General features: G+C 42.1%; 12 protein-coding genes. 5 read left to right on the top strand and 7 right to left on the bottom strand.

The genetic code is table 11. The features are described 5' to 3' along the window. The 7 genes from clpX to GO009_RS05845 all read right to left on the bottom strand — a co-directional run bounded on the left by clpX (nucleotide 1) and on the right by GO009_RS05845 (nucleotide 7,063). Nucleotides 1-1,236, bottom strand: a complete 1,236-nt coding sequence (gene clpX / locus GO009_RS05875) for an ATP-dependent Clp protease ATP-binding subunit ClpX (protein ID WP_163625287.1) — start codon at nucleotides 1,234-1,236, stop codon at nucleotides 1-3. Nucleotides 1,237-1,324: 88 nt separating this feature from the next. After that, nucleotides 1,325-2,002, bottom strand: coding sequence for an ATP-dependent Clp endopeptidase proteolytic subunit ClpP (clpP, locus tag GO009_RS05870; protein ID WP_163625286.1), 678 nt, complete (start codon nucleotides 2,000-2,002; stop codon nucleotides 1,325-1,327). 90 nt (nucleotides 2,003-2,092) lie between these two features. Beyond that, nucleotides 2,093-3,415, bottom strand: coding sequence for a trigger factor (gene tig, locus GO009_RS05865; RefSeq protein ID WP_163625285.1), 1,323 nt, complete (start codon nucleotides 3,413-3,415; stop codon nucleotides 2,093-2,095). A gap of 98 nt (nucleotides 3,416-3,513) precedes the next feature. Then, the gene (locus GO009_RS05860; RefSeq protein ID WP_163625284.1) at nucleotides 3,514-3,858 is read right to left on the bottom strand and encodes a phage holin family protein; all 345 of its coding nucleotides are present in this window, start codon (nucleotides 3,856-3,858) and stop codon (nucleotides 3,514-3,516) included. 73 nt (nucleotides 3,859-3,931) lie between these two features. Further along, entirely contained in the window at nucleotides 3,932-5,440 is a 1,509-nt protein-coding gene (locus GO009_RS05855) for a G-D-S-L family lipolytic protein (RefSeq protein WP_163625283.1), read from the bottom strand. 136 nt (nucleotides 5,441-5,576) lie between these two features. After that, nucleotides 5,577-6,347, bottom strand: coding sequence for an alpha/beta fold hydrolase (locus tag GO009_RS05850; protein ID WP_163625282.1), 771 nt, complete (start codon nucleotides 6,345-6,347; stop codon nucleotides 5,577-5,579). Next, complete coding sequence (locus tag GO009_RS05845; protein WP_163625281.1) at nucleotides 6,347-7,063, bottom strand: pyridoxine 5'-phosphate synthase; 717 nt, start codon at nucleotides 7,061-7,063, stop codon at nucleotides 6,347-6,349. The genes GO009_RS05850 and GO009_RS05845 overlap by 1 nt, the downstream gene beginning before the upstream one ends. Nucleotides 7,064-7,149: 86 nt before the next feature. Between GO009_RS05845 and GO009_RS05840 the strand changes: the two genes are divergently transcribed. From GO009_RS05840 to bamA, 5 genes are all read left to right on the top strand, one after another. Continuing rightward, nucleotides 7,150-7,806, top strand: coding sequence for a CBS domain-containing protein (locus GO009_RS05840; protein WP_163625280.1), 657 nt, complete (start codon nucleotides 7,150-7,152; stop codon nucleotides 7,804-7,806). A 1-nt stretch (nucleotide 7,807) separates the two neighbouring features. Next, nucleotides 7,808-8,689 (top strand): NAD kinase, encoded by an 882-nt coding sequence (locus tag GO009_RS05835; RefSeq protein ID WP_163625279.1) that lies wholly within the window; start codon nucleotides 7,808-7,810, stop codon nucleotides 8,687-8,689. Between the two features lie 112 nt (nucleotides 8,690-8,801). Continuing rightward, on the top strand, nucleotides 8,802-9,485 hold the full coding sequence (locus GO009_RS05830; RefSeq protein WP_163625278.1) for a DUF6089 family protein: 684 nt from the start codon (nucleotides 8,802-8,804) through the stop codon (nucleotides 9,483-9,485). A gap of 1 nt (nucleotide 9,486) precedes the next feature. Then, nucleotides 9,487-10,227, top strand: coding sequence for an isoprenyl transferase (locus GO009_RS05825; RefSeq protein WP_163625277.1), 741 nt, complete (start codon nucleotides 9,487-9,489; stop codon nucleotides 10,225-10,227). Then, nucleotides 10,199-12,862, top strand: a complete 2,664-nt coding sequence (gene bamA, locus GO009_RS05820) for an outer membrane protein assembly factor BamA (protein ID WP_163625276.1) — start codon at nucleotides 10,199-10,201, stop codon at nucleotides 12,860-12,862. The genes GO009_RS05825 and bamA overlap by 29 nt, the downstream gene beginning before the upstream one ends. The last annotated feature ends 15 nt before the right edge of the window (nucleotides 12,863-12,877 follow it).

Genomic DNA, 12,877 nt, shown 5'->3' with positions numbered 1-12,877 from the left:
TTAAGAGACTGCTTTTAATTTTTTCACTGTTTCGTAAGAGAGCTTTTTCTCGGCATATCCTTTTGTTACCTTAAACTCTGTTTCATCACTACTAGGTAGGGAGAACATGGCGTCGGTAAAGACCGCTTCGCACAGGGAACGCAAACCTCGTGCCCCTAGTTTGTATTCCACTGCTTTTTCAACAATATAGTCCAATGCCTGGTCGGTAATGGTAAACTTGATGTCATCCATGGCAAACAGTTTTTCGTACTGCTTGATGATGGCATTTTTCGGTTCCGTTAAAATGGCACGAAGCGTTTTTGCATCCAACGGGTTCATATGGGTGAGCACGGGTAGCCTTCCAATAATTTCAGGAATAAGGCCAAACTCCTTCAAGTCTTTAGGGATAATATACTGAAGGATATTTTCTTGATCCAGGTTTTCCTCCGCTTTAGATGCACTATACCCTACCGCTTGCATATTCAAGCGCTTGGTGATGATACGTTCAATACCATCAAAGGCACCACCTGCAACAAAAAGGATGTTTTCGGTATTTACCTCTATGAATTTTTGGTCGGGGTGTTTACGGCCACCTTTAGGTGGAACATTAACGGTGGTACCTTCCAAAAGTTTTAAAAGTCCTTGCTGAACTCCTTCTCCGGATACATCGCGGGTAATGGACGGGTTGTCGCTTTTTCGAGCGATTTTGTCTATTTCATCAATAAAGACAATACCGCGTTCAGCTTTTTCCAAATTGTAGTCTGCAGCTTGTAGTAAGCGGGTCAATATGCTTTCCACATCTTCACCAACGTAACCAGCCTCAGTTAAAACTGTGGCATCAACAATGGCAAGGGGTACATTGAGCATTTTGGCAATAGTTTTGGCAATAAGGGTTTTACCGGTTCCGGTTTGCCCCACCATAATAATGTTACTTTTTTGGATTTCGATATCCTCATCCTTGCCCTTGGGCTGCAATAATCTTTTGTAGTGGTTATAAACCGCTACGGACATTACTTTCTTGGTTCTTTCTTGTCCAATTACAAATGTGTCCAAGAAATCGTGAATTTCCATAGGTTTTTTTAAGACCAGTTCGGAAGATAGATCTTGGTTTTTCGATTGTTTGGACTCTTCGGCCACAATGCTATGGGCTTGCTCAATACATCTATCGCAAATATGCGCATCAAGTCCGGCGATTAATAAATTGGTTTCCGGCTTTTTTCTACCACAAAAAGAACATTCCAAATTTTCCTTTGCCATATAATTTTAATCTTCAACCAACAATAACGCAAAAAAAATGGATTTGTTCTGCGTTAAGTGGTTGTTTTTTAATCAATTGTGGGGATTTCTATTTTTCCCTCACTAATATTTCATCAATCATTCCATACGCTTTGGCCTCTGGGGCTTTCATCCAGAAGTCACGGTCGCTATCTTCATATACCTTATCGAAGGATTGGCCCGAATGCTTGGAAATGATCTCGTAGAGTTCATTCTTGATCTTAAGCACTTCTTGAGCTGCAATTTCAATATCACTGGCCTGGCCCTGCGCTCCAGAAAGCGGTTGGTGGATCATTACCCTGGAATGGGGCAATCCACTACGTTTGCCTTCGTGTCCCGCACAAAGCAGCACGGCCGCCATGGATGCGGCAATACCCGTACAAATGGTGGCTACGTCCGGTTTTATAAACTGCATGGTGTCGTAAATGCCCAAACCTGCATACACACTTCCGCCTGGGGAGTTGATATAGATTTGAATATCCTTAGAGGCGTCCGCGCTTTCCAAGAAAAGCAACTGTGCCTGTACAATATTGGCCACCTGATCATTGATGCCCGTGCCCATAAAAATGATCCTGTCCATCATCAATCTGGAGAAAACATCCATGGCAACTGCGTTCATTTGCCTTTCTTCGATGATGTTTGGCGTCATGTCCATGGGGTACATGGTACTCATGAGCTTATCATAGTACATGCTGTTTATGCCATGGTGCTGGGTAGCGTATTTTTTAAATTCTTTTCCGTAATCCATAGGATTTGACTCGATTTATCTTAAAAAAAAGGTGCCGAAAAATTAGCTTTCCGGCACCGTAAAGATACTTAATTTTCTTTTAGCGAAGCCTTAGCTGTATGCTTCCTTGATGAAGTCGTCATAAGAGACTTCCTTCACCTTAAGGTTGGCCTTTTCTTTGTAAAGGTCCAAAAGTTTTTGGCTCATCAATTGTTCGGACAATCTTTTTACCTCGTCTTGATTGCTCATTACTCTAGCGGCAACACTTTCCAGTTCTTCTTCTTTAGGGTCCATGTGGCCGTATTGGGCCATTTGTGATTTAATGAACCCTTTGGCGAATTCCTTAAGTTCTTCAAATTGAACCTGAAGTTCGTTTTCTTGTATGATCTTGCCTTCGATCAATTGGTAGCGAAGTCCTTTTTCCGATTTTTCAAACTCTTCTTTGGCCTCATCTTCGGTCAATGGATTTTCTCCACTGATCTGGATCCATTTTTTCAAGAACTCGGAAGGAAGTTCAAATTTGGTTTCGTCAATCAATTTTTCGGTGATGTCGTTCAACAGTTTTTGGTCGGATTGTTGTTCGAATTGTTTTTCTGAATCTTCTTTGATTTTATCCTTCAACTCTTTTTCAGAGGTTACTTTTCCTTCTCCGAACAATTTATCAAAAAGCTCTTGGTCCAAAGCAGCTGGTTCTCTTTCGTTTATTTCTTCAATGGTGAAGGTAACGTCAACTTTTAGGTCGTCCGCTTTGTCACGGGCAATGCCCAAGGCGCCGGATAGGAGGTAGTCTTCTTTGAAAAGCCCTTTTGTGGAAAGAGTAACGGTATCACCAACTTTTTTTCCAAGGAGTGCATCAACAGCTTTTTTGCTCTTGATCTTATCCATTTCGATGGTGGCCTTGTGATCAATTTCCTCTTCTTCGTTGGCAAAGAAACCGGTTACTTCATCGGTTTTGCCCACTTCGGTCTTGGAAACCAATTTTCCGTATTGCTTTTGGATACGTTCCACTTGCTCCTCGATCATTTTTTTGTCGGCCACAATTTTATATTGGGTCACCGCTTTTTTGGTCTTTAAATTGACATCAAAGCTTGGTGCCAATCCCAATTCAAATTCAAAGTCGAGATTGTCCTTGTCCCAATCAAAATTGTCTTGTTGTTTTGGAAGGGGGTTACCCAAAACATCCAATTTTTCTTCGGTAAGGTATTTGTTCAGATTGTCTTGAAGCAGTTTGTTCACTTCATCCACCAAAACAGCCTTGCCGTACTGCTTTTTGATAAGCCCCATGGGAACCTGGCCTTTTCTAAAGCCCGGGATGTTGGCTTGTTTTCTATAATCCTTTAGGATTTTTTCTACTTTGTCTTGATAGTCTTCTTTGCTAATGGCAACTTTTACAACTGCATTAAGATCGTCAATCTGCTCTTTGGTTATATTCATTTCCTACCTATTTGCTTTCTAAAAATGGGATGCAAAAGTAATGCTTTTTTGTGATGCTGGCAACTTTTTAAACCGTTGACTTTCAAACAAAATGATTTCTATTGGTCTTCTTTTAAAATGGATTGTAAAATGGCTTGTAAAAATGCGAGCAGCAGACTAAATAGAATGGCCCACCAAAAACTGGCCACATGGAAACCGTCAATTAAATTGGCTGCCAAGAGTATGATTATGGCATTGATCACCAAGAGGAAAAGCCCTAAAGTGAGTATGGTAATGGGTAGGGTAAGGATAATCAATATAGGTTTCACCAAAAAATTGAGCAGACTGAGCACTACTGCCACGATTATAGCGGTAAACATGGAATCTACGCCCACTCCGGGCAATACGTAACTTAGTATTACAACTGCTAGGGCATTCAGTAAAAGTCTTAGGATTAGTTTCATAGGTTCAATTGATTTTGTAAATAAAAAAGGCACCGAAATTCGGTGCCTTTAAGATAAAGAAAATAATGTTTGTTTAGTCAATATATAGTCCGGTGTAATCCAAAGGATCAACGCCGGGCAAATTCGAATTGTATTTTGCGTTGATGGCCTCTATAAAGGCATTGGCCACAATGGCGTAACCTCTTGGTGCCGGATGAACACCATCCAAGGAAAACCCACCCCCTGTTGCAAATGTTGCATCCACAATGCTTCCATCGGCCTGTTGGAATCCATTTTCTTTTAACTCGTTCAACAATGCATTGGCATCCACAAGGGCAAGGTCGTAAGCTGCGGCCAAACCTGCAATGGTTTGGTTGTATGATTCAAGTGCAGTTTCCACAAGGTCTTGCTCATCGGTTGTCAGCACCCATTTATCTGCCAAAGGAACGGCAACTCCATTTATGGATGTTGGATTGTTCGGGTCGGCCAATGTTCCGATATGCGTTCTTGCGGTAAGCACCAAAAGGTCTTTTTCAGTGGCTTGTCTCATGTTGATCAGGGCAGGGTTATATGCTGTTAAATCAGTTAAGTTTTCATCCATGATCACTACTGCATTTCCTTCACCTGGGGAGAAAGTGATGGTTCTTTCCGCCAACTCTTCTTCGGTTATAATATTTAATTGTTGCAATTGGGCCAAACCAGCGTTGTAGGCACCATAAGCTTCTGCGCTGTTCAAAAAGGCAGCTGTGGCTTCATCCAAAGGAATGGGGTTGTGTGGTACGGTGGTAAAGTAAGGTATATCTGTTACGTTGGGCAAATTGGCAATGGCGCCATCTGCTCCGTTTGCCGTCATTGCTTGTAACATGGCATCAAGTGAGCCTGCAAAAACATTAGGGTCTGTAATATCGTTTCTGGAATAGGTACTTGGATCAAGGTTGCCAGTTTGGTCAACTCCTGTACCGCCTCCGGTGGCATACAATAAAATATCGTTGGAGCCTGTCCAAAGTGTGAAAAATGTTGCGCCCTGTGCGGCAGCATCCCCAATTACCGTAGCAGATTCTGAAGACGAAAACCTTACAAAGTATGGGTTGGCCGTTCCATTGGCCAGACCTGCCAGGCTACCATACCCCGGAGCCAATAATTCATAGCTTTTGGAGCCAGGAACACCCATGTTGTTGTATGTGCCAGGCAATTTAACGGCTACATCGGTCGAGCCTTGTCCTTCAACGGGAACTGGGCTTGGACTTTCGCCCAAAAAGGACAAAATCAATCTATTGCCTATTTCATCTATAGGATTTCCCCCAAGAGTCATTCCGCCTAAATTATCCGCCATAAGAGGGATTTCAAAACTTCCACCACCGGCGAGCGCAAAGTTGGCTGCCAGCATATTGGGGAAAGATGCTTTTTGTCCTTCTTCAAATAAGGCATTGTCGGAGAAACCAGCGGTCAGTGAGTTTCCTACAGCTACGTAATTTGAGAAATCTGCAGATCCTGAGGTGTATTCTACGGGTTCTGGGCCCGGTGTTTCGGTTATTGGGGTATCATCTTCGCATGCAATCAAGAATAAGCCTAGAAATGGGAGTAGGGCATAAAACTTTTTCATATCAAATAATCTGTAATAGTTAGTTTATGTTAATTGTAATGGTAAAACCAGAACTAACCAAATCTATATCAAATTTGTCATACAGACAATTAAATGGATGAAAAAATTATGCATGCATAATAAAAAGAGGTGAATTTTAAGAATTCAGAAACTTGAAACTCTTCTCGTAAAACTGTTTTGGGTTTTCTGCATGCAGCCAATGCCCAGCCTTGTCAATGGTTTCAATTTGGGCATTGGGGAAGTGTCTTTTGATTTCGGCAAAGTCGTGGGGTTGGATGTATTCCGAGCGGTCGCCACGCAAAAATAAGGTAGGGCCGTCATAAATGGCATTGGAGGTTATGTTTTCGCCAATTTCCTCCATACGCTCTTTAAGTACATCAAAATTGAAGCGGAACCCCAACTTTTCTTTTTCCACCCAATAAAGGTTTTTGAGCAGGAACTGTCTGATCCCTTTTACCTTGATGTGTTTGGAAAGCTCTTCATCCGCTTCACGTCTATCCGAAATTTGGTTAAAATCCAAATGGGAGAGCCCGTTGAAGATGAAATCGTGATGCGGGGGATAATATTTCGGAGCGATATCGGCCACGATTAATTTGGTTACCCGATCCGGATGAGAGGTGGCCAATTGCATGGCTGTTTTGCCTCCCATGGAATGGCCCATTACGTACGCGGATTCCAAATTGTGATAATCCATGTAATTGATGACATCATCACTCAATAGGTCATAATTGAACTCTTCGGAATGAAAACTTTTCCCGTGGTTGCGCTGATCTATCAAATGGACCTCGAACCCATTTTCTGCGTATTTGGAGCCAAGCGTCTTCCAATTGTCGGACATCCCTAAAAATCCATGCAAGATGATAAAAGGTTGTCCTTCGCCCAATATTTTTGAATGCAGTATCTCCATTATTTCAATCTATGTAAGTACATGTTCACCACATTTTCGAGGCCCAGGTAGATGGATTCACAAATCAAAGCATGACCTATGGATACCTCCAAAAGATGCGGAATGTGTTCTTTGAAAAATTTAATGTTGTCCAAGCTAAGGTCATGACCTGCATTAAGGCCAAGGCCAACTTCTTGTGCCATTTTGGCTGCCTCAACAAAAGGAGCAATGCCTTCTTCTTTGTTGCCTTTGGCAAATTCTTCGGCAAAACTTTCCGTGTAAAGTTCCACACGGTCAGTTCCTGTTTCCGCGGCTCCTTTTACCATTTCCACATCGGGATCTACAAAAATGGAGGTGCGGATGCCGTTTTCTTTGAAAGTTTTGATGACGTCCAACAAAAAATCTTTGTGTTTTATGGTATCCCAACCTGCATTGGAAGTAATGGCATCTTCGGCATCGGGTACCAAGGTAACTTGTGTAGGCTTCACCTCAAGCACCAAATCAATGAATTTTGGAATGGGATTGCCTTCAATATTGAACTCTGTGGTAACCACCTTTTTTAGATCTCGGGCATCTTGGTAACGAATGTGTCTTTCGTCGGGTCGTGGGTGTATGGTAATGCCCTGCGCACCAAAAGATTCGATGTCCTTGGTGGAAGTAATCAGGTTGGGCATGTTGCCTCCTCTGGAATTTCGTAATGTTGCCAGTTTATTTATGTTGACACTCAACTTTGTCATGGAGTTCTTTTTTAGATTGTCAAAAATAAGAATTCGGCATGCCTTTTGCCATTTTAAATTAGTATTTTGCACCTAATAGAAGTGATATGCAGATTCAAGACAAAATAACGAACACGGTTCCCGTTTTTGAGGTTTCGGAAACTTTGAAAGATGTAATTACATTTTTTGAGGAGACCACATTTTCACATGTTGGGGTGACCGAGAACGGTACATACTTGGGATTGCTTTCCGAGAACGACCTGGCCTGTTTTGAACCTACAAAGAAGATTGATGACTTTCGTTTGGAAATGGAGAGCTTTTTTGTGACCAAGGAAACCGCTTGGTTGGATGTGTTGGAAATGTTTTCGCGGAATGAGACCAATGTGCTTCCTGTTTTAGATGAAGACCGTTTGATTGTTGGGTATTACGATCTGGAAGATGTGGTGGATGTATTCATTGATACGCCTTTCTTTAGGGAGCCAGGTGCCATTTTGGTGGTTTCCATTGGAATCAAGGACTATTCTTTTAGCGAGATCGCCCAAATTGTGGAAGGGAACAATGCTCGTTTGTTGGGCGCATTCATTACAGATTCACAGAATGATATCGTCGAGATTACTTTGAAAGTGGGTACGCAAAGTTTAAACGAGGTGGCCCAAACCTTTAGGCGGTACAACTACACCATTGTGTTCGGGAACAGCGACGATCAGTTTTTGGAAGATTTGAAACAGCGTTCCGACTATCTAGAAAAATATCTTAACGTTTAGTATGAAGGTAGCCATTTATGGTCAGTCCTTTCAAAAGGAGGACCAGCTTTGTGTAGAGGAGCTTTTGGACGAGTTGAGGAAGTTGGATGCCATTGTTTATGTGGAAGAGAACTTCAACAAACTTGTCGCCACCATTACCAAAGAACAGGTAAAAGGGACATTTACGCAATCTGAAGGATTGGACTCATCTTTTGATATGTTCGTGAGCTTTGGCGGCGATGGTACCATGTTGCGGGCCGTTACCTATATAAAGGACTATGATATTCCCATCGTAGGAGTCAATACAGGCCGTTTGGGATTTTTGTCCACATTTAAAAAGGAGAATGTCCGAAAACTTGTTACCGAGTTTGAAGCAGGCCACTATACCATTGAAGAACGGACTTTGGTGGAAGTTGAACTGAACTCTGATTTGGACGAGTTCCATGGAATCAATTTCGCCTTGAACGAAATCACGGTAAGCCGAAAGGATACCACCTCCATGATTACCGTGGAAACCTGGCTGGATGATGAGTATTTGACCTCTTACTGGTCAGATGGACTGATTGTTTCCACCCCAACAGGTTCAACGGGGTACTCGTTGAGCTGTGGCGGCCCGGTTATTGCACCCTCGGCGGAATCCTTGGTGCTGACGCCCATTGCTCCACACAACCTTAATGCTCGCCCCTTGGTGATTTCCGATAAAACACAGATTAGATTAAAGGTTTCAGGTCGGGAACAGACCCATTTGGTGTCTTTGGACTCACGGATTGCAGATATTCCCAATGGAAAGGAAATCCGAATCAAAAAAGCGGACTTTACCATCAAAATGATCGAGTATAAATCCGAAAGCTTCTTGAAAACATTGCGCAACAAATTGCTTTGGGGCGAAGATAGGCGCAATTGATACCATCAAAAACAATAAAAGAAGCGAAAAACTGTTTAACAAGGGAGAGCAACTTTAAATATAAATTTATAGACCTTCCTTTACCCTTAATTCTTGAAACTTTTTGGATAGTATGCGGATAGTTTTAGCAGTTTTTCTATGCTGTGTAATCAAGGTAAGTGCACAAACCTACGAGATAGGGGTGTTTGCCGGTGGTGCCAATATGATAGGCGATGTGGGAAGGACCAATTACATTTTGCCTTCGGGTCCTGCATTTGGCGGGATATTTAAATGGAACAAAGGGAAGCGCTATGCATGGAGGGCCAGTGTTCTCTATGGCGAAGTAACCGCAGACGATACCGAATCCCACATGCAATCCAGACAACAAAGGGGGTATGTGGTAGATAATTCCATTTTGGAGCTCTCCGCAGGACTGGAAATCAACTTTGTTGAATACAACCTTCATAAGCTCGGACCCGCCTTCACGCCTTACTTATACACGGGTGTAACCTATTTTAGATACGATTTTAATTATATTGATGCCCTTCAGATGCAGGATATTAACCAAAAAGAAGGTAGTTTTGCAATTCCAATGACGGTTGGGGCTAAGTATCGTTTAAATCAATTCTTGATTCTTGGGGCCGAAATTGGGGCCAGATATACTTTTACGGACAATTTGGACGCAAGTAACCCACAAGGTTCCAATTTTGAGCAATTCCGATTCGGGAACATATTGAGCGACGACTGGTACGTTTTTTCAGGTATAACATTAACCTATACCTTTGGACGTAAACCCTGCCAGGATTGTTTTCAATAAAATGCACACACTAGAAGACGTAGACAAAGAAAAACTGCCGCAGCACGTGGCCATTATCATGGATGGTAATGGCAGATGGGCCAAGCAGCGTGGCAAAATACGCATGTTTGGTCACGAGAACGGAGTGGAATCAGTAAACCAAACCGTGGAGAGTTGCGCCAAACTCCAGATTCCATTCTTAACGCTTTATGCCTTTTCCACCGAAAATTGGAACCGCCCCAAAACCGAAATAGATACCTTGATGAAGCTTTTGGTCAACGCCCTTAAAAGGGAACTAAAGACCTTGAACAAGCATAATATTAGGTTAAGGGCTATTGGGAAAATAGAAACATTACCGTCAAAAGTATATAAAGAGTTGACCGAGGTAATGTCCAAAACCGAAAATAATTCGGGGATGACCCTAACGCTGGCATTGAGCTATGGCTCACGTGAGGAGATAAAAACAGCGGTTCAAGAGATTGCGGTCAAAGTTAAAAATAACATAATTTCCCCCGAAAATATTGATGAAACAGTTATAAATACACATCTTTACGCGCACTTTTTGCCTGATGTAGACCTACTTATCCGCACAAGTGGCGAATGCAGGATAAGTAATTTTCTACTTTGGCAGATTGCATACGCCGAATTATATTTTATTGATGTATTTTGGCCCGACTTTAGAGAAAACCATTTGGTAGAGGCCATATTAAGTTACCAAAATAGAGAACGACGATTTGGAAAAACGAGCGAACAACTTAACTAAGGGTATCACAAATTTCATCCTTTCGACCCTTTTTATCCCATTATTTTTATTTTCAGCCCAAGGTATTGCCCAAGAGACCGACTTCGAAGAGGGCAAACAATACATTTTGGGAGGGTTGACCGTAACGGGTTTACAAAGCTACAACGAACAAACGGTTAAGAGTTATACCGGTTTACGTGTTGGACAACCCATTAAGGTGCCTGGCGATGAAATAAGCGCAGTGATCAAAAAGTTGTGGAACCTGGATTTGTTCAGCAATGTGGAAATGTTCTACACCAAAATCGAAGATGATAAAATCTTCTTGGAACTCAATATTACAGAACGTCCTACCTTAAACAACGTAACGGTCTATGGTGTTAAAAAGAGAAAGGTGGAGGATATCATCGACGATACCGACCTTAAGAAAGGGAAAAAAATCACCGAAAGCTTAATTGCCAATACCAAGAATTATCTTCAGAACAAATATAAAAAGCAAGGTTTTTTAAACGCCAAGGTAAGCATTGCCACAACTGCCGATACCACAGGGACCAATGTGCAGAACATGGTCATCAATGTGAACAAGGGCGATAAGGTAAAGATAAAGGACATCAACTTTGTTGGTAACGAAAAGCTGTCCAATAAAAAGCTGAGGAAATCGCTTAAAAACACCAAGAAGAAAAAGTTTTACCGATTTTGGAAAAAGTCCAAATACATCGAAGCGGACTATGAGGAGGATTTGGACAACTTGATTGATACCTATGCCGAACGAGGGTATAGGGATGCAAGGGTGCTCTCGGATACTTTTGTAAAACTGGATGAGAAGAACATTGAGTTGACCATTAAAGTAGAAGAAGGCGATAAGTACTATTTTGGCGATATAGATTTTGTGGGCAACTCGGTGTACACAGATAGGATGCTGAGCCAAGTATTGGGTATCAAAAAAGGGGACACCTATAATGGAGTACTGCTTAAAGAGCGTGTTGCAGACGATTCCGACCCGGATGCCCAAGATTTGACCAACCTCTACCAAAACAATGGGTATTTGTTCTCAAGCATTAACCCGGTCGAGGTTTCCGCTGTAAACGACACCATTGATTTTGAAATACGGATCATAGAGGGGAAAGAAACCTTTTTGGACCATGTGACCGTTTCTGGAAACGATAAGACCAACGATCACGTAATATATAGAGAGATTCGTACAAGGCCAGGTCAAAAATACAGTAAATCCAATATAGTAAGGACCATTAGGGAGTTGGGACAACTTGGATTTTTTGATGCCGAGCAAATTGTTCCGGACATCATCAATCCAGACCCCAATGCGGGAACAGTGGATGTGAATTATAGCTTGGTGGAATCAGGTTCCAGCCAAATTGAGCTTCAAGGTGGTTTTGGTGGCGGTGGTTTCATCGGTACTTTGGGGCTTTCCTTTAGTAACTTCTCCTTAAAGAACATTTTTAACAAGGAAGCCTATAAACCTGTTCCTATGGGAGATGGCCAAACCTTTGCTTTGCGTTTGCAGGCCAGTAGGACTTTCCGTGTGTACAGTTTAAATTTCTCGGAACCTTGGTTGGGCGGTAAAAAACCCGTTAGGTTTAATTTGTCTGTTTCCAGGACACAGCAGTTTAGAACACAATACGACGAAAATGGAAGGTTCGATGTAGATAAATCAAGGGGTTTCGCTATTACTGGAGTATCTGCAGGTTTGGCCAAAAGAGTACAGTGGCCAGACGATTTCTTTACCATTTCACACTCGTTGAGCTATCAATTGTACGATTTTAACGATTACAATAGTGGGCTCTTCAATTTTGGTAATGGCAGCTCCAACTCCCTAAGTTACACTTTTGGTATTTCCAGAAGTTCCCAAGGACCCAGTAGAATTTTCCCCACCTCGGGTTCCAACTTTGAGTTGACGGCCAAATTCACACCGCCCTATTCCCTGTTCGGTGGGAAGGATTTTGGAGCGTTAAAAGAGGATATTGACGATGTAAATGTAAGGCTTCGAGAAATAGGAGAGCCTTCAACAACTGAAGAACAGCTTGAGTTTAACCAACTTCGTGAGGAATTGGAACGAATGGAGGAGGAAAGATTTAAATTGTTAGAGTACTATAAGGTAAAATTCAAAGGGGATTGGTATCAAGCCATAGTTGGTAAGCTTACTTTACGAACCAATGCCGAATTTGGATTTTTGGGTGCCTATAACCACGATATTGGAAACGTTCCTTTTGAACGTTTTTACGTGGGAGGAGATGGTTTAGGAAACTTTACTTTAGATGGTAGGGACGTAGTGCAGTTACGTGGTTACGAAAACCAATCACTAACCCCGTACAGTACCAATGCCGTAACCAATAGGTTGGAACAGGATGGAGGTACCATTTACAATAAATTCTCTCTGGAATTGCGTTACCCATTGACTTTAAAACCTTCAGCATCTATTTATGCACTATCATTTTTAGAGGCAGGTAATGCCTTCAACAATTTTAATGATTATAATCCGTTTGAGTTAAAAAGATCTGCCGGAGTGGGGCTACGTATATTTATGCCGGCATTCGGACTCTTGGGGATTGATTTTGGTTACGGCTTCGATACCGATGCCCGTCCAGGATCAGTTGGGCCAAGCGGCTGGCAAACGCACTTCATCATCGGGCAGCAGTTTTAATCAATGAAAAATCGT

This window comes from Allomuricauda sp. TY007 (assembly GCF_010468565.1).
In the GTDB taxonomy this organism is placed as follows: Bacteria; Bacteroidota; Bacteroidia; order Flavobacteriales; family Flavobacteriaceae; genus Flagellimonas.
The sequence above is the reverse complement of the archived record's forward strand: the minus strand, read 5'-3'. Positions and strand labels throughout refer to the sequence as shown.

Excerpts from the sequence above, each read along its gene's own strand:
- clpX (WP_163625287.1), bottom strand. The coding sequence starts at position 1,236 with ATGGCAAAGGAAAATTTGGAATGTTCTTTTTGTGGTAGAAAAAAGCCG.
- clpP (WP_163625286.1), bottom strand. The coding sequence starts at position 2,002 with ATGGATTACGGAAAAGAATTTAAAAAATACGCTACCCAGCACCATGGC.
- tig (WP_163625285.1), bottom strand. The coding sequence starts at position 3,415 with ATGAATATAACCAAAGAGCAGATTGACGATCTTAATGCAGTTGTAAAA.
- GO009_RS05860 (WP_163625284.1), bottom strand. The coding sequence starts at position 3,858 with ATGAAACTAATCCTAAGACTTTTACTGAATGCCCTAGCAGTTGTAATA.
- GO009_RS05855 (WP_163625283.1), bottom strand. The coding sequence starts at position 5,440 with ATGAAAAAGTTTTATGCCCTACTCCCATTTCTAGGCTTATTCTTGATT.
- GO009_RS05850 (WP_163625282.1), bottom strand. The coding sequence starts at position 6,347 with ATGGAGATACTGCATTCAAAAATATTGGGCGAAGGACAACCTTTTATC.
- GO009_RS05845 (WP_163625281.1), bottom strand. The coding sequence starts at position 7,063 with ATGACAAAGTTGAGTGTCAACATAAATAAACTGGCAACATTACGAAAT.
- GO009_RS05840 (WP_163625280.1), top strand. The coding sequence starts at position 7,150 with ATGCAGATTCAAGACAAAATAACGAACACGGTTCCCGTTTTTGAGGTT.
- GO009_RS05835 (WP_163625279.1), top strand. The coding sequence starts at position 7,808 with ATGAAGGTAGCCATTTATGGTCAGTCCTTTCAAAAGGAGGACCAGCTT.
- GO009_RS05830 (WP_163625278.1), top strand. The coding sequence starts at position 8,802 with ATGCGGATAGTTTTAGCAGTTTTTCTATGCTGTGTAATCAAGGTAAGT.
- GO009_RS05825 (WP_163625277.1), top strand. The coding sequence starts at position 9,487 with ATGCACACACTAGAAGACGTAGACAAAGAAAAACTGCCGCAGCACGTG.